19 protein-coding genes are annotated in these 23,543 nt (G+C 67.1%); 12 read left to right on the forward strand and 7 right to left on the reverse strand.

What is annotated here, in order from left to right; translation table 11 throughout:
* Positions 1-3 precede the first annotated feature (3 nt).
* From ACU6RU_RS10925 to ACU6RU_RS10940, 4 genes are read left to right on the forward strand one after another with little or no spacing between them, the layout of a single operon-like run.
* Entirely contained in the window at positions 4-1,452 is a 1,449-nt protein-coding gene (locus ACU6RU_RS10925; protein WP_120264712.1) for an O-antigen ligase family protein, read from the forward strand.
* On the forward strand, positions 1,449-2,795 hold the full coding sequence (locus ACU6RU_RS10930) for an O-antigen ligase family protein (RefSeq protein WP_446726537.1): 1,347 nt from the start codon (positions 1,449-1,451) through the stop codon (positions 2,793-2,795). The genes ACU6RU_RS10925 and ACU6RU_RS10930 overlap by 4 nt, the downstream gene beginning before the upstream one ends.
* Positions 2,796-2,832: 37 nt before the next feature.
* Positions 2,833-3,777: a glycosyltransferase gene (locus tag ACU6RU_RS10935; protein WP_446726638.1), complete on the forward strand. Its 945-nt coding sequence runs from the start codon at positions 2,833-2,835 to the stop codon at positions 3,775-3,777.
* A 13-nt stretch (positions 3,778-3,790) separates the two neighbouring features.
* The gene (locus tag ACU6RU_RS10940) at positions 3,791-5,704 is read left to right on the forward strand and encodes a glycosyltransferase (protein ID WP_446726538.1); all 1,914 of its coding nucleotides are present in this window, start codon (positions 3,791-3,793) and stop codon (positions 5,702-5,704) included.
* Positions 5,705-5,707: 3 nt separating this feature from the next.
* Here the strand turns inward: ACU6RU_RS10940 and ACU6RU_RS10945 are convergent, their stop codons facing one another.
* Both ACU6RU_RS10945 and ACU6RU_RS10950 read right to left on the reverse strand, forming a co-directional pair.
* Complete coding sequence (locus tag ACU6RU_RS10945) at positions 5,708-6,451, reverse strand: ABC transporter ATP-binding protein (protein ID WP_120264709.1); 744 nt, start codon at positions 6,449-6,451, stop codon at positions 5,708-5,710.
* The gene (locus ACU6RU_RS10950; RefSeq protein WP_446726539.1) at positions 6,451-7,242 is read right to left on the reverse strand and encodes an ABC transporter permease; all 792 of its coding nucleotides are present in this window, start codon (positions 7,240-7,242) and stop codon (positions 6,451-6,453) included. The genes ACU6RU_RS10945 and ACU6RU_RS10950 overlap by 1 nt, the downstream gene beginning before the upstream one ends.
* A 66-nt stretch (positions 7,243-7,308) precedes the next feature.
* Here ACU6RU_RS10950 and ACU6RU_RS10955 point away from each other — a divergent pair, with 66 nt between their 5' ends.
* On the forward strand, positions 7,309-8,205 hold the full coding sequence (locus ACU6RU_RS10955) for a hypothetical protein (protein WP_446726540.1): 897 nt from the start codon (positions 7,309-7,311) through the stop codon (positions 8,203-8,205).
* Between the two features lie 2 nt (positions 8,206-8,207).
* Here ACU6RU_RS10955 and ACU6RU_RS10960 read toward each other — a convergent pair whose 3' ends face one another.
* Complete coding sequence (locus tag ACU6RU_RS10960; RefSeq protein WP_446726541.1) at positions 8,208-9,200, reverse strand: glycosyltransferase domain-containing protein; 993 nt, start codon at positions 9,198-9,200, stop codon at positions 8,208-8,210.
* Positions 9,201-9,315: 115 nt separating this feature from the next.
* On the opposite strand from ACU6RU_RS10960, the gene ACU6RU_RS10965 reads away from it, so the two are divergent.
* Positions 9,316-10,257 (forward strand): NAD-dependent epimerase/dehydratase family protein, encoded by a 942-nt coding sequence (locus ACU6RU_RS10965; protein WP_446726542.1) that lies wholly within the window; start codon positions 9,316-9,318, stop codon positions 10,255-10,257.
* 17 nt (positions 10,258-10,274) lie between these two features.
* Here the strand turns inward: ACU6RU_RS10965 and ACU6RU_RS10970 are convergent, their stop codons facing one another.
* The 4 genes from ACU6RU_RS10970 to glf all read right to left on the reverse strand — a co-directional run bounded on the left by ACU6RU_RS10970 (position 10,275) and on the right by glf (position 15,665).
* On the reverse strand, positions 10,275-11,498 hold the full coding sequence (locus ACU6RU_RS10970) for an ABC transporter ATP-binding protein (RefSeq protein ID WP_446726543.1): 1,224 nt from the start codon (positions 11,496-11,498) through the stop codon (positions 10,275-10,277).
* Positions 11,498-12,403 (reverse strand): ABC transporter permease, encoded by a 906-nt coding sequence (locus tag ACU6RU_RS10975; protein WP_446726544.1) that lies wholly within the window; start codon positions 12,401-12,403, stop codon positions 11,498-11,500. The genes ACU6RU_RS10970 and ACU6RU_RS10975 overlap by 1 nt, the downstream gene beginning before the upstream one ends.
* An 81-nt stretch (positions 12,404-12,484) precedes the next feature.
* Positions 12,485-14,476, reverse strand: a complete 1,992-nt coding sequence (locus ACU6RU_RS10980; protein ID WP_446726545.1) for an acyltransferase family protein — start codon at positions 14,474-14,476, stop codon at positions 12,485-12,487.
* Positions 14,477-14,528: 52 nt separating this feature from the next.
* Positions 14,529-15,665 carry a UDP-galactopyranose mutase gene (glf, locus tag ACU6RU_RS10985; RefSeq protein ID WP_446726546.1) on the reverse strand — a complete coding sequence of 379 codons (1,137 nt, stop codon included), beginning with the start codon at positions 15,663-15,665 and terminating at the stop codon, positions 14,529-14,531.
* A 168-nt stretch (positions 15,666-15,833) separates the two neighbouring features.
* Between glf and ACU6RU_RS10990 the strand changes: the two genes are divergently transcribed.
* From ACU6RU_RS10990 to ACU6RU_RS11015, 6 genes are read left to right on the forward strand one after another with little or no spacing between them, the layout of a single operon-like run.
* Positions 15,834-17,765 (forward strand): DUF6541 family protein, encoded by a 1,932-nt coding sequence (locus ACU6RU_RS10990; RefSeq protein WP_446726547.1) that lies wholly within the window; start codon positions 15,834-15,836, stop codon positions 17,763-17,765.
* A complete protein-coding gene (locus ACU6RU_RS10995; RefSeq protein WP_446726548.1) occupies positions 17,762-18,973 on the forward strand; it encodes a glycosyltransferase family 4 protein in 1,212 nt (403 codons plus the stop codon). Before ACU6RU_RS10990 ends, ACU6RU_RS10995 begins: the two co-directional genes overlap by 4 nt.
* Positions 18,970-20,160 carry a glycosyltransferase family 2 protein gene (locus ACU6RU_RS11000; RefSeq protein ID WP_446726549.1) on the forward strand — a complete coding sequence of 397 codons (1,191 nt, stop codon included), beginning with the start codon at positions 18,970-18,972 and terminating at the stop codon, positions 20,158-20,160. The genes ACU6RU_RS10995 and ACU6RU_RS11000 overlap by 4 nt, the downstream gene beginning before the upstream one ends.
* Positions 20,161-20,163: 3 nt before the next feature.
* On the forward strand, positions 20,164-21,297 hold the full coding sequence (locus tag ACU6RU_RS11005) for a glycosyltransferase family 4 protein (RefSeq protein WP_446726550.1): 1,134 nt from the start codon (positions 20,164-20,166) through the stop codon (positions 21,295-21,297).
* Entirely contained in the window at positions 21,290-22,528 is a 1,239-nt protein-coding gene (locus ACU6RU_RS11010) for a lipopolysaccharide biosynthesis protein (RefSeq protein WP_446726551.1), read from the forward strand. The genes ACU6RU_RS11005 and ACU6RU_RS11010 overlap by 8 nt, the downstream gene beginning before the upstream one ends.
* Positions 22,525-23,529 carry a glycosyltransferase family 2 protein gene (locus ACU6RU_RS11015; RefSeq protein ID WP_446726552.1) on the forward strand — a complete coding sequence of 335 codons (1,005 nt, stop codon included), beginning with the start codon at positions 22,525-22,527 and terminating at the stop codon, positions 23,527-23,529. Before ACU6RU_RS11010 ends, ACU6RU_RS11015 begins: the two co-directional genes overlap by 4 nt.
* Positions 23,530-23,543: the final 14 nt, after the last annotated feature.

Consider the following 23,543-nt stretch of genomic DNA (forward strand, 5'->3'; position numbering starts at 1 on the left):
ATCATGGCCAGTCATACGCGCGAGGGATCAGGAACGGCTGCGCCGACGACCCCGGCACCGCGGCGCCTCCCCCTCCGGCTGGTGCGCGCGTGGTGCACCCTGATCATCGCCTCATCGATGGCGGGCACGGCCTGGCTCATGGCGATCGGCGTGGGCGGCTCGGCTGTCGTGGTGGCGGTGACGACCGCTGTCTCCGCGGCGATCTGGGTGATCCAACGGCCGCGCCGCCGCTGGCGCCGCCTCCCGTGGTTCGCCCTGGCCTACGTCGGCTGGGCGGTGCTCTCGCTGCTGTGGACCGAATGGCCGCGCGCGACCGCGATGACGCTCGCCCTTCTGCTGGCGACGACGGCGCAGGCGATCTTCGTCGCCGCCGTGCTCACGGGGCGCCAGATCATCGAGGCCATCGCCGCGGCGGTGAAGTGGATGCTGGCCCTCTCGCTCGCCTTCGAGCTGTGGGTCTCGCTCATCTGGCAGGGACCGATCCTGCCCGGATTCGTGCGGCCCGGACCGGATTTCACGGGCGACCCGATCATGTTCTGGTCGCGCGACAAGCTCTTCACCGACGACCGCATCCAGGGCATCTTCGGCAATGCCAACTCCCTGGCCTACATCGCGCTCCTCGGGCTCGTGGTGTTCGGCCTCCAGATCAACACCCGCGCCGGCCGGCGCGGGCCGCTCGTGGCGTGGACGCTGCTGGCGGCATTCTGCTTCTGGCGGGGGTCGTCCGCGACAGCGGCGATGTGCGCGATCGCCATCGCTCTCGTGATCGTCGTCGTGCTGCTCATGCGCCGCGCGCGCACCGCACGTACCCGGCGCATCCTCTACATCGTCTTCACCGTCACGGGCATCACCCTCATCACGACCCTGTGGATCGTGCGGGAAGCCCTCTTCGAGCTGCTCGGACGCTCCTCCGATCTCAGCGGCCGCAAGGAGATTTGGGCGACCGTGGGCGAACGGTTCGCCGAGAGCCCGATCATCGGCTGGGGCTATTCCGTGCCGTGGGTGCCCACCGACCCGTTCTTCGACGGGTGGATCATCGATCGCGGCGTCACGGTGATGCAGGCGCACAGCACGTGGTTCGACGTGGCGATGCAGCTCGGCGTCGTCGGGGTGCTGCTGTTCGCCGTCGCCCTCGGCGCCTTCACGTGGCGCGCGTGGTTCCTGGCGCTCGGCCGCATCCCCCGCCCCGGTGCCGAGCGCGAACCCCGGTCGCGCCTGCTGCTCATCCCGGCGCTGGTGGCGACGATCCTGCTCGTCCAGAGCGTCACCGAGTCGTCACCCCTGCTCAACTGGGGCTGGTTCCTGCTCGTGATGCTCGCGTTCGCGATCAAGCAGGCTCCTGCGTCTGTGCGGGGCACCCCCGTGCGTCGCCGCTCGACGCTTGCAGCCGCCTGGCCGCTCGAAGGCGGGGCCCCCATCGAACGCGGTGCGCCCGTCGAGGGCGCGGCGTGACGACGCCACCGGCACTGTCGACGTCGTGGCTCGTGCGGACCCTCGACTCGGCGGCGTTCGCGCAGGCCTTCGCCCACACCGCGATCGCCGCGGTCTTCGCGGAGCATCTCGTCGAGCGGACGGCGGGCCGCGTCACCTGGCTCACCGTGATCGCGGGGCTGTGCGTGGTGGGCGCGGCCGTGTTGCTGGTGCGTCGCCGCGAGTTCACCCTCGTGCGACTGATCCCGTCGACCCTCGTGGTCTTCCTCGGCTGGGCGCTCGCGAGCATCACCTGGACCACCGACGCCTCCGGAACGCTGGGCGGGTGGCTCGCGCTCGCCTCGATCGCGTTCCTCGCCGTCGTCATCGCCAACACGCGCGACACCCTCCAGACGGTCCGCGCGCTGGCCGACGTGTTCCGCGTCCTGCTGGTGCTGTCGCTGGCGCTCGAGCTCCTCTCGGGCGTGTTCTTCGACATGCCCTTCAGCTTCCTCGGCATCGAGGGAGACATCGCCGTCCTCGGTCCGGTCCAGGGCATCTTCGGCACCCGCAACTCCCTCGGGTTCATCGCGGTCCTGGCTCTGATCACCTTCTATATCGAATGGCGGACCGTGTCAGTCCGCACCGGCGTCTCTCTCTTCTCGGCGGTCCTGGCCGCACTCCTCGCCGCCTTGTCGGACTCCCCCACCGTGCTCGTCCTCGCCGTCGCGACGGGGATCGCGACGGCCGCCCTCGGCCTCGTCCGCCGCACCCGCCGTGCGCTGCGCCGGCCCGTGCAGTCCGTGCTCGCCGCGACCGTCGTCGTCGGAGCGCTGGTCGGATACCTCTTCCGCGAGCGCATCATCGCGTGGATCGGCGCGGGCACCGACTTCTCCATCCGCGCTGAGCTCTGGGACCAGGTGGCCTCGTTCGTCCGCGTGGAGCCCGTGCGCGGGTGGGGCTGGTTCGGACCGTGGTCACGGACGGACTTCCCGTTCAACGCCATCAACTTCGCACTCGGCGACCGTCACACCTCGGCGCTCAACGCTTACGTCGACGTCGTCCTCCAGCTCGGCTGGGTCGGACTCCTCATCTTCATGACGTTCGTCGGCCTGGCCCTCGGCCGCGCCTGGCTCGTCGCGAGCGAGCGCCGCTCGATCCTCTACGCCTGGACGCCGCTCATCCTCGTGACCGTGCTCGTCGACGCCCTCTTCGAGAGCTTCCCCCTCCACGGCTACGGCTGGCTGATGCTCGTGCTGTGCGCCCTGCGGGCGGGGCAATCGCGATCCTGGCGCGAGAACATCCGGGATGCCGTGCGGCCGACGACTCCCGCCGCAGGTCTGCCCGGGGACACCTCGACGGGAACCCACGGCATCGCACGGTAGGATCGGGCCGGTGAGCGCGCAGGTTTTCGACCCGACAATGGCGACCATCGCCATCGTCACTTTCAACCGCTCCGCGCTCCTGTCGCGGCTGCTCGAGAGCATCGTCCGCATGGACCCGAAGCCCGGGCACGTGGTGATCATCGACAACGCGTCGTCGGACGACACGACATCCGTCGTCGACTCGTTCCGCGATCGGCTCGGCACGCAGCTCGAGTACCGGCGTCTCGAGACGAACACGGGCGGGTCGGGCGGATTCAGCGAGGGCGTGCGCGTGGCGTACGAGCTCGGCTCCGAATGGATCTGGCTCATGGACGACGACGTCGAGGTGCTCCCCGACGGCCTCGCGAAGATGGGCCGCTGGGCGCCGCGTTTCCGTAGCATCCAGGGCCGTCGCTACGACTACGACGGCAGCGAGTTCTACTGGCAGTACCGCGTCGCCGAACGCATGGGCATCCCGATCCCCTTCGCGCCCGCCGGTTTCGGCGAGGCGGGCTACAAGGAGATGAACTCCGGATGCTTCGAGGGCATGTTCATCCACCGCGACATCGTCGCCCGCATCGGGCTCCCCGACCCGCGGTTCTTCATCTACTGGGACGACCAGCTCTACGGATGGCTCGCCTCGCGCATCACGACGTCGGTCATCGTCGACGAGTTCGTCCTGCGCCGCACGCGTGAGATCCGCCAGTGGGACATGGGCATCCGCCACATGAACGCCTCGAGCAACGCCTACCGGTACTACATCATGCGCAACCGGGCGCACATCAAGCAGTACTACCGGACGAAGGGCGTCTACAACCCGGTGCTGTTCGGTCTGGGGACGACGCTGACCTTCGGCAAGGAGCTCATCCGGCTCTTCCTCGTCGAGCGCACGGTGCGCGGCACCTCCAACCTCTTCCGCGGTCTCCGCGACGGCCGGCGCATCTCGCGCGACCGCACCTGGCAGCCGATGCAGCCGCTTACCGATCAGCCGGCCCGTCCCTGACGAAAGACAGACCATGACTCACCTGCTGCAGCGCGCCGTGCTCCCGCTCGAGCACGACCCCGACCTCCTTCCCCTCTACGTCGACCCCGAGACGTGGACCGAGATCGACGAGGAGCCGGTGCGCGTGTCGTCGCGGGCGCAGCTGTCGAACATCCTCGGCCGTTCGGAGGCGCGCATCGTGGGCGGGCGACGCGTGTCGTTCGGCACGTACTTCAACGCCTTCCCGGCGTCGTACTGGCAGCACTGGACCCCGGTCCGCGACGTGACGCTGACGGTGCGCACCGAGGGGCCGGCCACCGTCCTCGTCTACCGTTCCAACGGCGGCGGCACCCGCCAGCGCCTGGAGACCCGCGAGGTCACCGGGGAGGCGACGAGCACCTTCGACCTCACCCTCAACCAGTACAGCGACGGCGGGTGGATCTGGTTCGACATCGCTGCCGACCGCGAGGACGCCCGGTTCCTCGGGGCGGAATGGACGACCGAGCAGAAACCGGCCCGGACGGGCAAGGCCTCGCTCGGCATCACGACGTACAACAAGCCCGACTACTGCGTCGCGACCCTCCGCGCCCTCGACGAGGCGCCCGACGTGCTCGAGCTGGTCGATCGCATCTTCCTCATCGACCAGGGAACGGACCGCGTCGACGCGCAGCCTGACTTCGCTGGCGTCGCCGACAGCCTCGGCGAGACGCTCCAGATCGTGACGCAGCCCAACCTCGGCGGCTCCGGCGGCTTCGCCCGCGCGATGCACGAGACCCTCCAGCGGCCCGACAGCGACTTCGTCCAGCTGCTCGACGACGACGTGCGCATCGAGCCCGAGTCACTCCGTCGGTCGATCGTGTTCGGCCGGTACGCGACGACGCCGACGATCGTCGGCGCGCATATGTTCGATCTGCTCGACCGCCCGAAGCTCCACGCCTGGGCCGAGGTTGTCGACGACGAGCCGTTCATGTGGCGCACGCTGCAGCAGGAGAAGATGCCGCACGACTTCTCGGTCGCGAACCTCCGGCAGTCCCCCGAGCTGCACATGCGGCTCGACGCCGACTACAACGGTTGGTGGATGTGTCTCATCCCGGTCGAGGTCATCCGTGAGATCGGCCTCTCGTTGCCCGCGTTCATCAAGTGGGACGACGCGGAGTACTGCCTGCGCGCGCGCGACGCCGGCTTCCCCACGGTCTCGATGCCCGGCGTCGCGCTCTGGCACGTGTCGTGGGTCGGCAAGGACGACTCCATCGACTGGCAGGCGTACTTCCACGCGCGAAACCGCATCGTCGCCGCGCTGCTGCACTCGAACAGCCCGCGCGGTGGCACGCTGCTGAGGCACAGTCGACGACTCGACCTCAAGCACCTGATGATGATGCAGTACTACCCCGTCGAGCTGCGCCACCGTGCCCTGCGCGACATCCTGTCGGGACCGGAGCACATGGCGGCGGGAATCGCGACGGCCATGCCCGCCGCCAGGGCTCTGCAGAAGGAGTTCCCCGAGACGGTCATCCACCGCGACACCGGCGTACCACTGCGTTCGCGGAGGGGGCGTCAGGTCTTCAAGCGCCTCCCCCGCCACACCTTCGACAGCCCGACGGGCCTCAAGCTCCGCTGGTTCACCCTGTCGACCCTCGCGTCACACTGGCTGCATGCTCCGCGCCCGGAGAACATCGCCCAGCCCGAGGTGGAGTTCGGCAAAGGGGACGCGCAGTGGTGGCGACTCCCCCGCTACGACAGCGCCCTGGTGAGCGCGGCCGACGGGTCGGGCAAGAACATCTACACCCGTGACCGGGCGGCCTTCCGGCGGATGCTGCGAGAGAGCCTGCGACTGCACGCGCAGCTCAAGCGCGACTGGCCGAAGCTGTCGCGGCGCTACCGCCGCGCGATGGGGCAGCTGACCTCGCCGGAATCGTGGGAGAGCATCTTCGGCCCTGCGAAGCGCTGAGCCTCAAGCCCCGCCGTTGTGGTCGTCGTTGTACCGGTCGAGCACGTCGCCGATCGGTCCGTCGAGGACCAGTGAGCCCTTGTCGAGGTAGAGACCACGCGTGCAGAAGCGACGCAGGTCCTTCTCGTTGTGGCTGACGAAGAACAGCGTCCGCCCCTCGGCGAGCAGCTCGTCGATGCGTTTGTAGCACTTCGCGCGGAAAGCACGGTCGCCGACGGCGAGCACTTCGTCGACGAGCAGGATCGGCTCGTCGAGCTGCGACACCACGGAGAAGGCGAGGCGGACCTTCATGCCGTTCGACAGGTGCTTGTAGGGCGTGTCGACGAAATCGGCGATCTCCGCGAAGTCGATGATGTCGTCGAACCGGCGGTTGACCTCGGCCTTCGACATCCCGTGCAGGCCTGCCGTGAGGCGCACGTTCTCGCGCACGGTGAGGTCTCCCACGAAGCCGCCCGTGATCTCGATGAGCGGAGCCACCCCGCCGTTCACGTCGACGGTGCCCTCGTCGGCCAGGAGAACGCCGGCGACGAGCTTGAGGAGCGTCGACTTGCCCTGCCCGTTGCGTCCGACGACACCGATCGACTCGCCCGGCTCGACGGAGAACGAGACGTTGCGGAGCGCCCAGAACTCCCCCGGGCGGCTTCGGCGCGAGGCGCCGCCGAACAGGTCCTTGAGGTTGCGCCTCCCGCGCCGGTTGCGGCGGAAGCGCACACCGAGGTCGCGCACCTCGATCGCGAGTCCGGTCATCACAGCTCCTTCAGCACCGGACGCTCGAGGCGTGAGAAGACGAGGAGTCCGAGCCCGAAGATCAGGATGCTGGTGGCGGCCCCGACGATCACCGACAGCGTGTCCCACTGGTCGGGGAAGAACCCGACGCGGTAGAGCGTGAAGATCCCGGCCAGCGGGTTGAACGCACCGAGCTCCTTGAAGACGCCCGGGAGGTCGGCGACCCCGTAGATGATCGGTGAGGCGTAGAACAGCGCCCGGAGAACGAGTCGCGTCGTGCGCTCGAGATCGCCCCAGAGGACGCAGAGCGGCGCGACGATGAGCCCGAGTCCGAGGAGCAGGATCACCTGAAGCACGACGGCCACCGGGAAGAGCAGCAGCGCAGCGTTGACCGTCGCTCCCCCGAAGATCGCGAACATCGCGAGCACCGGCAGCGAGAAGAGGAACTCGATGCCCTTGCTCAGGACGATGCGCCCCACCCAGATCGAGCGTGGGATCGAGGTGGACCGGACCAGCCGTGCGTCCTTGTTGAACGCACGCGTGAAGTCGGTGACCGCCGAGTTGAACCACACCCACGGCAGCAGCGCGGTGATGAGGAAGACGATGTAGGGGTTCTCACCGACGTCCCGATGGAAGACCTGCGTGAAGACGAACCAGTAGATCCCGCTCATCACGAGCGGGTCGAGGACCGACCAGAAGTAGCCGAGCGCACTCGTGGAGTAGCGCACCCGCAGATCGCGCGCCGACAGCAGCCACAGAGAGTGGAGGTAGCGCCGCGGCGATCCGGGGGCGCCGACGACGGCGGGACTCACCCGACGAGTTTATGCCGCTCCGCGCCCGCGATGACGCGCCCGCTGCAGGGATGGTTCAATCGAGGGATGCGAGCATCCCTGCGTCGACACCGGCCGGTGCGGTTCGTCTTCGCTCCGCAGCACGCGAGTTCGGGGACGACCATCATGCGGGGAGCTCAGCTCGCTGCCATCGCGGAAGGCTCCCGCGACCTGCACGAGCGGACGGTGGCCTTCGCCCCCATGACGGCAGACTTCCGTCAGTCGGATCTCTTCCTGACCAAAGGCGCATCGCGCACGGCCGGCCCCGCGCTGCTCGACCGGTGGCGGCGGAACGGCAATCGCATCTTCTTCGACCCGGTCGACGAGGCGATTCCCGACGAGCAGATCGATGACGCCGACACCCTCGTTGCAGCCTCTCGGAGCGCCTTGGCCGCCTACCGAGAACACTGGCCCCATCTGCGCGTGCGCTTGGTGAACCACCATGTCGATCCACGTGTGACAGCCGCGATGCGCGCCGCGCCGCGACGCGAGCACGCACGCATCGCTTACTTCGGCGAACCGCAGAACACCGTGATACCGGCGGGGGTCGCCTCTCTCATCGACGTGCACCCAGTCGACACCTCGCGCTCCGAACAGACGTGGTTTTCGCGCCTCCCGCCCTATGCGGTTCATTACGCGATCCGTCGGTCGCGCGCGCTCGACCACCACAAACCATTCTTGAAGGGCTTCACCGCGGCCGCCTGTCAAGCGAACATCCTCGTCCAACGGGGACAGCCTGAGCCGGAACTGTGGTTGCCGTCCGACTACCCGTTCTGGGTCGACGCCCCCGCGTCCCAGGACGACATCGCAGCGGCAGTCGATCTCGTCCGCGGTGCTTTCGGCACCGCCGAGTGGCGTTACGGTCTCGACGTCATGCGCCAGATCGAGGATGCCACGAGCGAGCGAGCGATTCGCCGAGCCCTGGAAACCCTGTTCGCCGCCTGACGTCAGCGTCGCGTGAACCGCCGAAGACGACGGATCACGTTACGCCGTACCGCGGCCGTCGCTCCGGCGATACTGTCGGTCTCACGCAGCATGAGGTCACGCTCCCAGACCTGATGCTGATACGCCTCGATGCGGGCCTCCAACTGGCGCCGGGTCTGGGTACCGTCGGCGATCTCGTCACGAAGCTCCGCGACCGTGCGCTCGAGCACGCTGATCGACGTCGCGTCAAGACGCGCCACCTCGCCTTCCAGCTCTTCGACCCGGCGCGCGCACCGGCGCAACTCGGCGAGCATCGGTCCGTGGGAGACCCCCCGCGACTTGCCCAGTGCGACCTTGCGTTCGGTGATGACTGGCCAGCGGTGGTAGTCGGACTCGAAGTTGTCGACGTCGACCGCTCGCCAACGGACGTCAGTGTGCAGAAGGGCGACCATGAGAGAAAGCTGATCACGTCGGGAGTATCGGAGCACGTGATCGAACCAGAGCCGCATCGCGGCGGCGACGGCCTCGGTGTTGCGCCGGACGAGGATGCCGCCCCAATGAGGTCGCGACTCCAGCACGTCCGCGTACGAGAGCGCGTAATCGTTCAGTTGCTCGTAGACGCGTGCCGGGTCGTCGTAGTTCAGCCGGATCACCTCGTCGAACTCGTCGATCACGCGGTCGCGGAAGCTGTGCGGAGCCAGAGCAAAATCGACGTCGGCCGACAGCCAATCACTGATGAGTCGTTCCGGCGCTGCGGTCAGCTGCACCGATGCGTCGATGCACACCGTGACGTCGTATGCGGCGAGCCGCTCGTGGCCGAGGATCTTGAGGACGCGTGAGCTACGGTGCAGATCCCGCGGAAACCGGGGCTCGACGAGGACAACGTCCCAGACGTCCGAGGTCAGCGTCGGGTCATCCGTGAAGCAGATGAAGTCAGCCTCGCTGTCGGCGGCCGGCGGCTGGTCGAGCAGACGGTCGTAACCGCCGAGCGACACCGTGTAGACACAGACCTTCATCGCAGACCTCTCTCGCCGGCTCTCGGGCACACCGGCCAAGCCAGCCTAGTGCGGGCCCGCATCCGGGTCCGGCGGCACACCCCGGGTAAGCTGAGCTGATGGAAAGCGACGCACGTTGAGAGCGCTGGTCACGGGTGTTGCCGGGTTCATCGGCAGCACGCTCGCGGAGAAGCTCCACGCGACCGGCTGGACGGTCACCGGTATCGATAACCTGAGCCCCTATTACCCCCCGGAGCTCAAGCAGCGCAACCTCCGTGCCGCCGGCGACGCGATCACACGGTTCGTCGAGGCAGACATCCGATCAGCGCCCTTGGACGAGCTCGTCGCGGAGACCGACGTCGTGTTCCATCTCGCTGGTCAGCCCGGTGTCCGTAAATCATGGGGCGACAGCTTCACCGACTATGTGGACGCCAACATCTCCGCGACGCAGCTCCTCCTCGAGTCGGTACACCGCTCCTCATCACGGCCGCGCGTGGTCTACGCGTCGTCATCCTCCGTGTACGGCGACGCGGAATCCTATCCGACCCGGGAAGACCTCGAGCCTCGTCCGCGTAGCCCGTACGGCGTGACGAAGCTGGCGGCCGAGCATCTGTGCCGCCTCTATGCGGCGAACCACGGCTTGTCGACGGTGTCGCTGCGCTTCTTCACCGTGTACGGCCCGCGCCAGCGCCCTGACATGGCTTTCACACGGTTTCTCTCCGCGGCTCTCGAAGGCGACTCGATCTCGGTCTATGGCACGGGCGAGCAGACCCGCGACTTCACGTTCGTCGGCGACATCGTCGAGGCGGTCGTACGCGCCGCCACAGCGGAGGTCTCGCCAGGCTCGGTGTACAACGTTTCTGGCGGTGGCAGCCACTCCGTGAACGACGTGCTCGACGTCATCGAAGATCTCGTGGACCAGCCTCTCGACATCCGGCGCGGCGCTCCTGCCGTCGGAGACGTGCAGCGGACGAGCGCAGACACGAGCGCGATCGCCCGTGACCTCAACTGGAGAGCCTCGACCGACCTGACGGCCGGGCTCGCAGCACAGCTCGAGTGGGTGCGGCAGGGGCGCTGAGGCCACACCGCCGCGACTCAGTCGACGGCCACGCTCGCAGACGTGAGCACCGTTCCGGTCTGGCGGAACTCGAGCGGCACGAAGAACGAGGCTCCCTGCCACATGACGTCCGACGGCGAGCCTTCGGCGTCGCTGACCTCCGCGTTGATGAAGTACTGCCCACCGGCGAACGCCGGCGCCGCGAGGCGATACGACACGCTGTGCTCGCCCGCAGCGACCGCGTCGTGTGGCCGCTCCATCCGTCTCGTGCCTGTGCCGAACACCTGCTGACCGTGGGGGGTATCGATGCTGATACTCGTATTCCACTTGTCCGCCGCAGTCGGGTGAGACACGCGCAACGTGACGATGAGGTCGTCGCCCGGCTGAGCAGTGCGCACCTGCGCTCCGCGCTCATCGGTGAGGGAGATGCTCAGGATCTTCGGCGACTCGCTGTCTGCGGGCTCGTCCGTTGCCGCGTCCGCGGTCGCTTTGCGCTTGCCCTCCAACACTTCACGGTGGATCTTCGTGGCCTCAGCCGCGGTGCCCGCGAACACGAGCTCGCCGTTGTGGAGGACGACACCCCGATCGCACACCTCCATGACCTGAGACGCCGAATGCGACACAAGGATGATCGTGCGACCCTCGTTCTGGAACTGACGGATCTTGTCCATGCACTTGCGCTGGAACGCTTCGTCACCGACCGCGAGGACTTCGTCGACGAGGAGAAGGTCGGGATCGGTGTGGATGGCCACTGCGAAAGCCAGCCGCACGTACATACCGGATGAATAGAACTTCACCTGGGTGTCGATGAAGTCACCAATCTCGGCGAATGCGACGATGCTGTCGAACTGGGCATCGGTCTCAGCACGCGAGAGTCCGAGGATCGACGCGTTCAGATAGACGTTGTCCCGCCCGGAGAGATCCGGGTGGAAGCCGGCACCGAGTTCGAGGAGCGCGGCCATCCGCCCCCGCCGCTGCACCGAGCCGGACGAGGGGTCGATGATGCCGCCGATGATCTTCAGCAGCGTGCTCTTCCCCGAACCGTTGGGTCCCATGAGCCCGATGGAGGTCCCCGCGGGGATCGAGAACGACACGTTCTTGAGCGAGTCGAACTTCTCGCGGTGGACGCGGCCCTGGCGACCGAAGGTGACCACGCGCTCCTTCAACGAGTTGTCCCGCCGGATCACGAAATGCTTGGAGACGTCGTCCACCACGACGATCTCGGGATGACCCGTTCCGGGTTCGATGTCCACGACGTCCATTACAGCTCCTGCGCGAAGTTGCCCTGCAGACGCGAGAAGACGCGCTGACACAGCCAGAGAAGGATGAGACCGACCACGAATGCCACCAGCATCCGCAGCGCGAGATGGGGCGGGTAGTCCGCAGGGGTCCCGGAGACCCAGAACGCCCGGTGGAAGCCGAGCACGGCCAGGGTGAGCGGGCTGTTCGTATAGACCTCGAGCAGCCACCCAGGGAAACGGAACTGCTGGAAGACGGAGTTCACCATGGTCCACGCGTACACGATCGGGGAGGCCCACATCGCGAGCATGAGCACGACCTGGGTGAGGTACTGCACGTCGCGCAGGTACACGTTCAAGGCCGACAGCAGGAGTCCGATCGCGAGCCCGTAGACGATGATGAGCGCGACCGCGGGCACGAAGTACACGATCCCGGCTGAGATCGGCGGCGCGCCCAGGATCACGCAGGCGGCGATGAGGACGAGCAGCTGTACGCAGAACGTGAACATCGCCGAGCCGGCGCTGGCGAGCGGGAAGATCTCCCGCGGCACGTACACCTTCTTCACCAGCCCGGAGTTGCCGACGATCGAACCGGTGGATCCCGAGAGCATCTCCGAGAAGAAGGCGTAGACCGTCAAGCCCGAGAAGATGTAGATCGCAAAGTCGGGGATACCCCGAGCCGCGCCGAGGAACTGGCCCATCACCACGTAGTAGACCGTGAGCTGAACGATCGGGTTGATGAGGACCCAGAGAAGGCCCAGCACGCTGTCCTTATACCGCGCCTTGATGTCACGGCGCACGAGAAGACCGAGGAGCTGCCGATGTGCCATGACGGCACGCGCCGAGGCCCAGAAGCCCGAGCCGGCCGCGATCGGGGCGAGTGGCAGCGAGGCGAGGCGCGCGTATCGTGTATCAGCGGTTTCAGTCACGAGGTTGTTCCATTCTGTACGCCAGGCACACCGGGAAAGAATACAGCCGCGCTTCTGTGAACCACCCGCGGAACGCCCGACTCACCAACGCTCGCCCAGCTGGGCCTCCAGCACCGGCGCGAGAGTGCGCGCGTACGAGCTGGAGAGGTGGTTGTCGTCGCGATACACAGCGACGTTGCCGACGACGGCAGGGCAGACGTCATCCGGGCAGATCCACTCGGTCAGGTCGACGTGCGTGATGCTCTCGCGCTGCAGGATGCGCGCCGGGTTCGCGGCCGCCAGTGAGCTGCCTCGCGGCATGGAGCAGCCTTCCGGTTCGTCCGACTCGATGACGCAACCGAACATGTTGTATCCGAAGCGCGGGTTGTCCCGTACCGCGATGATCGGGATGCCGGCGGCGTCCATCCGGTCGATGAACCGCTCGATGCCCGGCCGGAGACGCTCGTCCTCGTCGCCAGCGTCAGCGGCGGTGACGACTGTCATGACCGCCGACGGTTTGATCGCCTCCACGTGCCGGATCGCCGCTTCGCGCCACTGCGGGCAGAAGTCGGGATCGAAGCCCGGGTCATCGAGACCCATGGCGCAGCCACCCCGCACGAGGGTGATCACGCCCCAGCCGCGCTCCTCCGCGATCGGCACGAGGGCCGCAGTCATCTGCTGCGCGTGCGAGTCCCCGATCACCGCGATCAACTCTCTCGCGCGCTGGGTACCCGGCATCTCGAAGCACGAGCCGTGCAGGATGTCCTCGGTGATGGCGCGCACCCCGCTGCACTCCAGTTCGAGTTGCACCCATTCGTCCTCTATCGCCGTCGCGAGCGGGATCATCGGAAGTTCCGGGTCGGGCTCGGAGATCTCGTCGTCGAAAAGCACATGCGCCCCGGGGTTGGCGCTCAGCTGCTGCTCCGCGATCTGCTGCTCACGGTACGCGGTCACGCCCTGCCATGTCCCGACGGGGACAACGACGACCAGAGCGGCGATGGCGACGACTGCGACGGAGGAAAGGACGCCGCGTTCCGCTCGTCGCCACTGTCGCACGGGGTGGTCAACAGCGAACGTCAGCAGCCTCGCGCTCACCAGGGAGGCGGCGACGATCGCCACGCCCCCCACCGCTCCGACCTCGGTGCGCTCGCGCACGACGAGCCAGGTGACGAGGATCGGCCAGTGCACGAGGTAGAGGCCGTATGCGTCGCGCCCAGCGAGGCGGAGCGGGCGCGACGCGAGCAGTCTGGCGGGCCCGCGACCGGCGTCACCGGTTCCCGAGACCACGATCATCGCGGCGCAGACGACAGGCCACAGCGCCAGGTATCCGGGGAACCCGCCCTCGACATCGAGCAGAACGCCGCACGCGAGAAGCCCGGCGATACCCACCCATCCGAGAACGGCGCTCACTGTGGGCCCGGGCCGCAGGTACGGGAGCGCGACGACCAGCAGCGACCCGGCGGCGAACTCCCAGAGCCGAGCGCCGGTGTCGAAGTACGCGAGCTGCTGAGCGGTGTCGGTCCGAACGATCGAGTACGCCAGCGACACCACGAAGACCGCACCGAAGACCACCGCGACGACGGCGTCCGGAGTCCGCCGGGAGTGCCGGATGATCAGGAGGCAGATCGCGAAGAGCACAGCCCAGATCACGAATGCCTGCCCCTGTACCGAGAGCGACCAGAAGTGCTGAAGCGGGCTGGGCGCCTCGCCGCGGTTGTAGTAGTCCACCGCGTCGGCGGCCAGAACCCAGTTCTGGACATAGAGCAGGGACGCCCATGTCTGTTCCCAGAGGGAACGCCACGTCGTGGCAGGGTAGAACACGCGCGCCAGCACCAGGACAGACAGGAGCGTGACCGCGGCGGCGGGCAGGAGGCGCCGGAACGCCCCGACGAGCCGACGTGCGATGTCCGGCGGGGCGCCGGTGTGGATGCGGTGCAGGAACGTGCGCGTGAGGAAGAAAGCGGACAGCATCAGGAAGACGTCGACACCGCCCGACACTCGCCCAAGCCAGACGTGATAGGTCACGACCAGCAGAATGGCGACGGCACGGAGGCCATCGATGTCAGCGCGATATCCCCAGCGGTCCGCGTCCATCGTCGGGGGCCCGACGCTGTCCGGACGGGCCGTCACCGAACCCACGACGACCTCACGCGAGATGGTTGTTCCACATCGACAGCGCTGAGCCGATGGCCATGTGCATGTCGAGATACTGGTAGGTGCCCAAGCGCCCGCCGAAGTGGACGTCTTGCTCACCCTTGGCGAGGTCGCGGTATGCCAGCAGCCCCGCACGGTCATCGGCCGTGTTCACCGGGTAATAGGGCTCGTCGGCACGGGTCGCGAAGCGCGAGTACTCCCGCACGATCACGGTCTTGTCTGTCGGGTACCGATCGGCGCGCTCCGGGTGGAAGTGCTTGAACTCATGTATCCGCGTGTAGGGCGCGTCAGCGTCGGCGTAGTTCATGACACTCGTGCCCTGGAAGTCGGGAATGTCGAGGACGTCCTGCTCGAAGTCGAGCGTGCGCCACGACAACTCTCCCTCGGTGTAGTCGAAGTACCGGTCCACGGGACCGGTGTAGACGATCGGCGTCTGCCCGACGGTCGCCTTCTTGTTCAGCGGCTGCGACTCGTCGAAGAAGTCCGTGTTCAGCTTCACCTCGATGTTCGGGTGGTCGGCCATGCGCTCGAGCCACGCGGTGTAGCCGTCGACCGGGAGGCCTTCCCAGGTGTCGTTGAAGTAACGGTTGTCGTAGGTGTAGCGGACCGGCAGGCGCGAAATGATCTCCGCCGGCAACTCCTTCGGATCGGTCTGCCACTGCTTCGCGGTGTAGTCCCGGATGAACGCCTCGTACAGCGGGCGCCCGATGAGCCCGATGGCACGCTCCTCGAGGTTGTTAGCCTGCTTCGGGTCGAACTCGCCGGCGAGCTCCTGGATGAGGTCCCGCGCCTCCCCGGGCGTGTAGGCAGCCTGGAAGAACTGGTTGATCGTGCCGAGATTGATCGGAAGCGGGTAGACGACGCCCTTGTGCGTCGTGTAGACGCGGTGGACGTAGTTCGTGAACTGCGTGAAGCGGTTGACGTACTCCCACACGGTCGCATTCGAGGTGTGGAACAGGTGCGCCCCGTACCTGTGCACCTCGATGCCGGTCGTCGGCTCGTTCTCGGTGTATGCGTTGCCGCCGATGTGGTGACGGCGGTCGATGACGGTCACCTTGCGACCGGATGCTGCGGCGCGCTCGGCGATGGTGAGGCCGAAGAAGCCGGAGCCGACGATGAGGAGGTCCATGGGGGCGAACGCTTTCGTTTCGGGTCAAGGAAGAAGCCTGTCAGCCCCCTAGGGGGCATCGTGCGATTCTACGCGAGCCTCCCCGCCGGCCTGGGGAAAGCATGGGAGGGGGCGAAGAGGGCGTCAGCTACGATGTCTCACTGGTGTCATTCGAGAAGGTGGATCACGATGCTCCAGGAATGGTACGTCGCGTTACCTCCGTTCTTCGTCGCAGCCGCGGCGATGCTCTTGCCTGGCCTCGCCGTCCTGATCGCCGGATGGGGCACCTCGCGCATCTCTCTGTTTTTCGTCGCACCGGCTGTGTCGACGGCACTGCTTGCCATCTCCGCGACCGTCGGCCCCGTCGTCGGACTCGCCTGGTCGCCGGTTCCGCTCGCTCTCCTCACGCTGTTGGCCGCGACCGTCGCGTTCGCGCTTCGTCGTTGGGTAGGCCCGCAGGACCTCGCACCACTCGGCGTGTGGCGAACGGTCGCACCTATTGCCGCCTTCGCCCTTGCCATGGTTGTCGTTAGCGGTCAGCTCGTGTGGGCGTTCGGGCGCCCCGAGAACATCTCACAGACGTTTGATGCGATCGTTCACCTCAACACGGCGGCGTACGCCATCGATACAGCCGACGCCTCGGCGTTCCACATCGGGGCCACGTCCGATATCCCGTTCTACCCGAACGCCTGGCACAGTCTCGTCTCGCTCGCGGCGCTGTCTACGGGGGTCACCACGCCCATCGCGGTGAGCGCCGCGAACATCGTCATCGGCGCGATCGCGTGGCCGGCCTCGTGCGTAGCTCTCGCGGGCGCGGTTTTCCGCGGCCGTACCGCCGCCCTCGTCTCGGCGGCAGCTCTCGCCACCGGATTCGGTGCGTTCCCGATGCTGCTGTTCTTCTTCGGCGTCCTCTACCCGAACATCTCCGCGTATGCGGTGCTACCCGCCGGCGTGGCCGTCGTCATCTGGCTCCTACGAGCCAACTCAGGTCGGGATGTCGTGCGGTGGTCGGTGCTGCTCCTCGTGCTCTGCGCGGGGATCGGCCTCGCGCACCCGAATGCCTTTCTCGCGCTCTTCGCGTTCGGGGCGGTGCTCGCGATTGCCGAACTCGCGAGGCGGACCATGGCAGACCCCGCTCGACGGACCTGGGTGCTGAACGGGACCCTCGTGGTCGCGATCCTGGTGGTCGGCGCGGGCCTCTGGCGATTCTCGCGGACGAACTACGAGATGTCGCGCTGGGGCCCGTGGCAGAGCACCGCGCAGGCAGCCGGAGAGGCACTCCTCTTGTCGCCTCGCGCGTATCCGGTCACGGTGACGGTCTCCGTCCTGGTGATCGTGGGTCTCATCACGATCGTCCGACGCCCGGGGCTCTACTCGATCGCGCTGCCCTACGTCGTCGCGGGATTCATGTTCGTCCTGGTCTCAGGCACCAGCGGGAACAACTTCTTGCGTGAGATGGTCACCAACCCTTGGTACAACGACTCGTTCCGCCTCGCGGCACTTTTGCCGATCGCTGGCATCCCGGTCGCGACTCTAGGCGCGCTTGTCATCGTCACCGAGGCCGGACGTCTCCTGTCACGGTGGCGAGCCCCGCTCTCGGTGTCGGTGATCGCAGCTTTCGTCGCGACCGTCGCGATCTTTTCCGTCGGCGCCGGACCGAACGTGCTGAGCGTCGCGGCCAGCACACGATCCGCCCACACGATGGACTCGACGTCCCCACTCCTCACGATCGAAGAGCAGTCCCTGCTCGAGCGCTTGGACGAGACGACCCCAGCGGATGCGCTCATCGCCGGGAGCCCCTGGACGGGAACTTCGCTCGCCTACGCCATCGCCGACCGCGAGGTGCTCGAAAAACACGTCTTCGGCTCGCGCGGCGCCGATGAGACCTATCTGGACGAGAACCTCCGCAACATCGATTCCGATCCGCTCGTCTGCGATGCCATCGACGCACTCGGCGTCGATTACGTCCTCGACTTCGGCGCACAGAACGTTTGGAACAACCCCGCGGCCTCGGTCGACCGAGAGGGCATCCAGGACCTCCCACCGACGGCGTCCCTCGAACTGATCGACTCCGAAGGTCCCGATGCGAAGCTCTATCGTGTCGTCGGGTGCGACCGATGAACGATACCCGCCCCGTCGCGATCGCCTACGACTGTCTGTACCCGTACACCACCGGCGGCGGTGAACGGCAGTATCGCGCGTTCGCCGAGGCCATGGTGAGCCGTGGTGAATCCGTCGAGTACCTCACCGCGCGGCAGTGGGATGAAGCGCACGCCCCGGGAGAGTCCTTCGGCGTTCGAGCGGTCACGCCCGAATTGGCCCTGTACGACGCGTCCGGCGTTCGCCGCAGCGCCGCTGCGGCCCGCTTCGCGGTAGGGCTCTTCCGATCGCTACGCCGCCGGTCATATTCCGCTGTGCTCGTGAGCGGTCTGCCCGTACTCAACGTCTTCGCTGCTCGTTTGGCCCTGCTGGGCTCCGGAACTCCCCTAGCGGTCGACTACCTCGAGGTCTGGGGCAGGCGCCAGTGGATCGACTACGCCGGACCACTCATGGGCAATGTCGCGTGGACCCTGCAGCGGCTGGCTATCGCGGTGACACCCATCGCCACCTGCCACTCGCAATTGAGCGCGAACCGCCTCCGCGCAGAGGGGTTCCGCGGTGAGCTCCTCCTCAGCCCGGGCCTTATCGATGATCACGCCGGCGATTCGTCGCCTGCGCCGGCGACCGTCGCAGACCCTCCGTTCGTTCTCTACGCAGGGCGTCACATCGCCGATAAACGCGTCGAAGCACTCCCCGCGGCGGTGGCGATGGCCCGCCGAACCGTTCCCGACCTCAGACTCGTGATCCTCGGCGATGGGCCACATAGTGCCATCGTCGATCAGGCGATCCGTTCCGCCGAGGCTGCGGCGTGGACCGACCGACCCGGGTTCGTCTCGGCGGAATCGCTCCGAGAGCTCATGGCCTCCGCAGCCGTCCTAGTCAACCCTTCCCGCCGCGAAGGCTACGGTCTCGTCGTCGTCGAGGCCGCTGCGTCCGGCACCCCCGTCGTCCTCGTCTCTGATCCTTCGAACGCGGCTACCGAGCTCGTCACGCCCGGCGTCAATGGCGCCATCGCCCCTGATATCGACCCGGCTTCGCTGGGCCAGGCGATCGCGACCGTTCTGGAAGGCGGGGCCGCCCTCCGAGAGCGCACGCGTGAGTGGTACGCCGACGCCGTGCAGACCCGTACGATCGGGCGTACCGTGGATGGGATTCTCGCGGCGTTCGACCGCGCCCGAAAGAAAACCCGCGGGGCGCGCTCAGCCTCCGCGCAGGAAGGATGTCTGTGAACGACCAGCCCGCGATCGAGCTGACGATTCTGATGCCGTGCCTCAACGAGGCCGAGACCCTTGAGGTCTGCATTCGCAAGGCGCAGGGATTCCTCGCCCGCACCGGCATCAGCGGCGAAGTGCTGATATCCGATAATGGCAGCACCGACGGATCCCAGGAGATCGCGACCCGACTCGGCGCCCGGGTGTCTAGCGCGCCCCGCCGCGGTTACGGGGCCGCGCTGATCAACGGCATCGAGACAGCTCGCGGCCGCTACATAATCATGGGCGATGCCGACGACAGCTACGACTTCGAGAACCTCGAACCCTTCGTTGAGCGGCTCCGCGGTGGCGCCGACCTCGTGATGGGCAACCGGTTCGCCGGTGGCATCGCGCCGGGCGCGATGCCACCCCTCCACAAGTACCTGGGCAACCCCGTGCTCTCCACGATCGGGCAGCTCTTCTTCCGGCCGAACGTGCGCGACTTCCATTGTGGTCTGCGCGGATTCAACCGCGATCGCATCCGAGACCTCGCCCTGCAGACGACAGGCATGGAGTTCGCGTCCGAGATGGTCGTGAAGGCGTCCCTGTCGAAGTACCGCATCGAAGAGGTTCCCACCACACTGAAGAAGGACGGCAGGTCGCGTCCTCCGCACCTGCGCAGCTGGCACGACGGATGGCGCCACCTCAGGTTCTTGCTGCTGTTCGCCCCGCGCTGGCTCTTCGTCTACCCAGGCCTTGTCGCGTTCTTCCTCGGGGCCATCACCGTCGCGGTTCTCGCCTTCGGGGGGATCGAGGTGGCAGGCATCGGGTTCGATGTCACAACGATGGTGTACGCCAGCGCGCTGGCGGTGCTCGGTTATCAGTCTCTCCTCTTCTTCTGGCTCACCAAGCTGTACGCGACCCAGGAGGGCTTCCTGCCGACCAGTGCCCGTTATCGCGCGGTCGTGGCCAAATGGTCGGCCGAGCGCGGCCTGCTCATCGGTGTCGGCATCTTCCTGCTCGGTGTTGTGATCGGCATCGTGCAGGTGGTTCGATGGGGCAGCATCGACTTCGGCACGCAGGATGCGGCGCAGGCGGTCCGCATTGCAATCCCCAGCGCTCTGGGCATCATTCTCGGGTTCCAGACGGTCATGATGAGCTTCTTCTCGGGCGTGCTCACGACTCCGCGCCGCGAGCAGAGCCCCGAAGCCGTCATCGAGAGCTGAACCGTGCGCGTCCTGGTCGATCTCCTCGGCTACACCGGTGGCCGAGGGGGCACCGAGACATACGTGCGCGAGCTGCTCCCCCGACTCCACGCACGGCTCCCGGAAGCCAGCTTCATCGCGTTGACCGGCCGTGACGGAACCGCCGGAGTGACAGCGTTCTTCCCCGGACCAGTCGAGACAATCCGCTGGGTGGGCCGCGGGCGAGCCGCGTGGGCCGCAGGCGAGGTTTTGGCCGTCAATCGCGCCGCACGGCGCCTCCGTGCCGATTTGATCTGGTCACCAGCGAACTTCGGTCCCTTGACTCGTGGAAAAGTCGGCCGGATCGTCTCGATACACGATGTGATCTATCACGAAGTTCGCGGTTCGGGCGTCGCAGGGATGGCGCGAGCCGTTACCGCATGGCTTATGACGCGAACCGCTAGCACCGCGGACCGAGTACTGACGGTATCGGATGCTGCAGCACACGGCATCGCCAGACACCTGGGCATTCCGCGGACCCGGATCAGCGTGGTACACAACGGCAGTGCTGAACCCCGCACCATTGAGGACCCTTGGGAGCATCTGAAGCCGCTCGGTATCGACGCGAGTCGCCCGCTGCTGTTGAGCGCTGGTAATCGCATGCCGCATAAGAACTTCATCGGGTTGCTCGACGCGCTCGCGGCGCTCGCACCCGATCGGCGGCCCCGCGCCGTCATCGTCGGTGGTGGACCGAACGACCCCCTCGTGCCGGCCGTTGCGGAGCGCAGCCTCGTCGCCGACGTCGTGCTTCCTGGCTGGGTTTCGGAAGACCAGCTCGCGTCGCTCTATTCCGCCGCGAACGTCTACGCATGCCCGTCCCTCACCGAAGGCTTCGGACTCCCCGTGGTCGACGCGCTGCGTGCGGGCTGCCTGGTCGTGGCCAACGACGCGCCCGTCCTGCACGAGGTGGGTGGCGAGCACGCGTTCTACGCCGATGCGACAGATCCAACGGCATTCGGCGCAGCGATCACCCGTGCGCTCGGCGTCGACCGCGCCACCGGCGACCGGCGTCGGGCGGAGGGGCGCGCGTGGGCCGAGCAATTCAGCTGGGACGCCGCGGCGGAGGCTGTCGCGGAGGTCTTGCGGTCCGCGCAGCACGCGGAGCGCTCTCGTGCGTGAGACCAGCAGCCTTCGGTCCCGTCTGTTCGGCTTCACGCTGATCCCGGCGATCGCCGCCGTCTCTCCGCTCGTGGTTCTACCCGCCGTGTCGCGGTCCGCGGGCGAGGACGGATGGGCGAGTGCGATCGCCGGAGAATCTGTGGGCACCTTCGCGGCCATCGCTGTCGCCTACGGCTGGACGACGGTCGGGCCTGCCGTCGTCGCAGGAACGACCGACAGCGTGCGTCGCGGCACGATCTACCGGGATGCGGTCGTGGTGCGGGTGGCCGTGTCGGTGATCGCCCTGCCGCTCCTGGTCGTCCTCTGCACAGTTATCGCGGCACCGGGGCATGCCCTCCTCGCCGCGCTGATGGGTCTCCAGGGAGCTTTGATCGGTCTCTCCTTCACGTGGTTCGCTGTGGGCGTCGGCGACCCGCGCTCCATCCTGTTCTACGACGCGATTCCGCGCCTGTGCGTCGCGGTGGCCGCGATGCTGGCGATCGTGAACGGTTTTCCCGTCGAGGTGTACCCGCTCACCGGGATCCTCGTGACGCTGATCGGAACCACGGCATACACCGTTCGTCTCCTGCGCCGGTACCCGGCGCCTTGGCCGGCGCTGCGCGATGTTCCCGGCCTCTTCCGCGTCGGCGCACCTGTCGCGCTGAACGATGGCGCACTCGGTGCCTATTCCTCTGTGCCCATGCCTCTGGTCAACACCATCGCGTCCGGGTCGGCCGCCGCGGGCTTCGCATCAGCGGACAAGCTGGCCAAGCTCGGTCAGTTCCTCCCTCTCACGCTCGCGAACGCCCTGCAGTCGTGGACTGCCGAGGTGCGTGGAGATGAGCGCGGAAAACGACTCAAGATCGCGCTCGCGATGCACGGCAGTTTCGGGCTGCTCGGCACTATCGTGCTCGGCCTCGCAGGTCCGCCGGTGACAGCGCTGTTCTTCGGCCAGCCCGCCGCCGCGGCAGTAGGAGTCTGCTTCGCCCTCGGGTTCGGATTCGCCATGTACTCGCTGCGGACGTCAATGACCCGTCATGTACTCTTTCCCGCGGCCGAACAGAAAAGCGTGATGTGGGCGACGTTGACAGCGACCGTCGTCGGCGTCCCGGCGATGTTGATCGGCGCGTCGCTGTGGGGCCCACTTGGCGTTGCGCTGGGTTATGCGGCCACGGAGACCATCTCGACAGCGCTTCTCGTACGGCGCACGAGCACAGCACTGGAACGATTGGTACGGGAGGAAGCACGATGACAGCGCACCCGAGCCCCCGAGTCGACATCATCATCCCCGTCCACGGCGGATGGGCATTCGTCGAGGCGTGCATTGCCGCTGCCCTCTCTCAGACGAGCCGGGCGAACGTCATCGTCGTCGATGACGCGTCGCCTGACGACACTCCGGAACGTATCGCCGCGGCCTACCCTCGGGTGCGCCTCATCCGCAATTCGCAGAACCTCGGCTTCGCTCGCAGCTGTAACGTCGGCATCGCTGCTGGCGAGAGCGAGTTGGTCATGCTGGTCAACAGCGACGTCGAGCTGGCCGAGAACGCCGTCGAAATGGCAGTCGCCACCTTCGACGCGCAGGGCTCGCGCGTCGGTAGCGCGAGTCCGCTCCTCGGCGCACCCGATGGCACCGTCGATTCGTTCGGGATCGTCGCCGACGTCACCGGCGCCGGTTTCGTTCGGTTCCACGGAGCGGATCGGGCCGCCACCGATCCGATTAGGCCCCGCCTTCTCGGCCCGTATGGGGCTGTCGCCGTCTATCGACGAGCGGCACTTGCGGAAGTCGGGGCCTTCGACGAGAACATCTTCATGTACGGCGAAGAACTCGACCTTGCGTACCGCCTGCGCGCGGCCGGGTGGCTCGCTGTCGCGATCCCCCACCAGCTCGGCGTGCATCTGGGGGGAGCCTCCGCGGGCCGCGAGTCTCATCGACAGCGCTACCTGTCAGGCTTCGCGCGCGGATACACCCTGCGGGTTTACGACGTGTTGCGGTCGCGACACACGCTGCGGGCACTAGCAACGGAAGCTCTTGTCTGCACCGCCCGGCTCTTCTTGCGACGTGACCTCGCCTCCCTCCGCGGTCGGATCGACGGGTGGAGGAGAGGCAAGGATGTCGCCAAGCGAGAGCTCCCACGAGACGGGATCGATTCGAGCATCGGCTTCGCACAGTCGATACGCATGCGCGAACCGGGTTACTGGCGTTCCACCTCGCCTCACGCCCAGCACACCCCTCCGGCGGGATCTCCACGGTAGGTCTGGCAGAATTG

The sequence above is a fragment of the Microbacterium sp. F1-18 genome (genome assembly GCF_052921305.1).

What these genes read in the sequence shown, in the direction of transcription:
- ACU6RU_RS10925 (WP_120264712.1), top strand. Translation starts at nt 4, where the DNA reads ATGGCCAGTCATACGCGCGAGGGATCAGGAACGGCTGCGCCGACGACC.
- ACU6RU_RS10935 (WP_446726638.1), top strand. Translation starts at nt 2,833, where the DNA reads ATGGCGACCATCGCCATCGTCACTTTCAACCGCTCCGCGCTCCTGTCG.
- ACU6RU_RS10940 (WP_446726538.1), top strand. Translation starts at nt 3,791, where the DNA reads ATGACTCACCTGCTGCAGCGCGCCGTGCTCCCGCTCGAGCACGACCCC.
- ACU6RU_RS10945 (WP_120264709.1), bottom strand. Translation starts at nt 6,451, where the DNA reads ATGACCGGACTCGCGATCGAGGTGCGCGACCTCGGTGTGCGCTTCCGC.
- ACU6RU_RS10955 (WP_446726540.1), top strand. Translation starts at nt 7,309, where the DNA reads ATGCGAGCATCCCTGCGTCGACACCGGCCGGTGCGGTTCGTCTTCGCT.
- ACU6RU_RS10960 (WP_446726541.1), bottom strand. Translation starts at nt 9,200, where the DNA reads ATGAAGGTCTGTGTCTACACGGTGTCGCTCGGCGGTTACGACCGTCTG.
- ACU6RU_RS10970 (WP_446726543.1), bottom strand. Translation starts at nt 11,498, where the DNA reads ATGGACGTCGTGGACATCGAACCCGGAACGGGTCATCCCGAGATCGTC.
- ACU6RU_RS10980 (WP_446726545.1), bottom strand. Translation starts at nt 14,476, where the DNA reads ATGGACGCGGACCGCTGGGGATATCGCGCTGACATCGATGGCCTCCGT.
- glf (WP_446726546.1), bottom strand. Translation starts at nt 15,665, where the DNA reads ATGGACCTCCTCATCGTCGGCTCCGGCTTCTTCGGCCTCACCATCGCC.
- ACU6RU_RS10990 (WP_446726547.1), top strand. Translation starts at nt 15,834, where the DNA reads ATGCTCCAGGAATGGTACGTCGCGTTACCTCCGTTCTTCGTCGCAGCC.
- ACU6RU_RS10995 (WP_446726548.1), top strand. Translation starts at nt 17,762, where the DNA reads ATGAACGATACCCGCCCCGTCGCGATCGCCTACGACTGTCTGTACCCG.
- ACU6RU_RS11015 (WP_446726552.1), top strand. Translation starts at nt 22,525, where the DNA reads ATGACAGCGCACCCGAGCCCCCGAGTCGACATCATCATCCCCGTCCAC.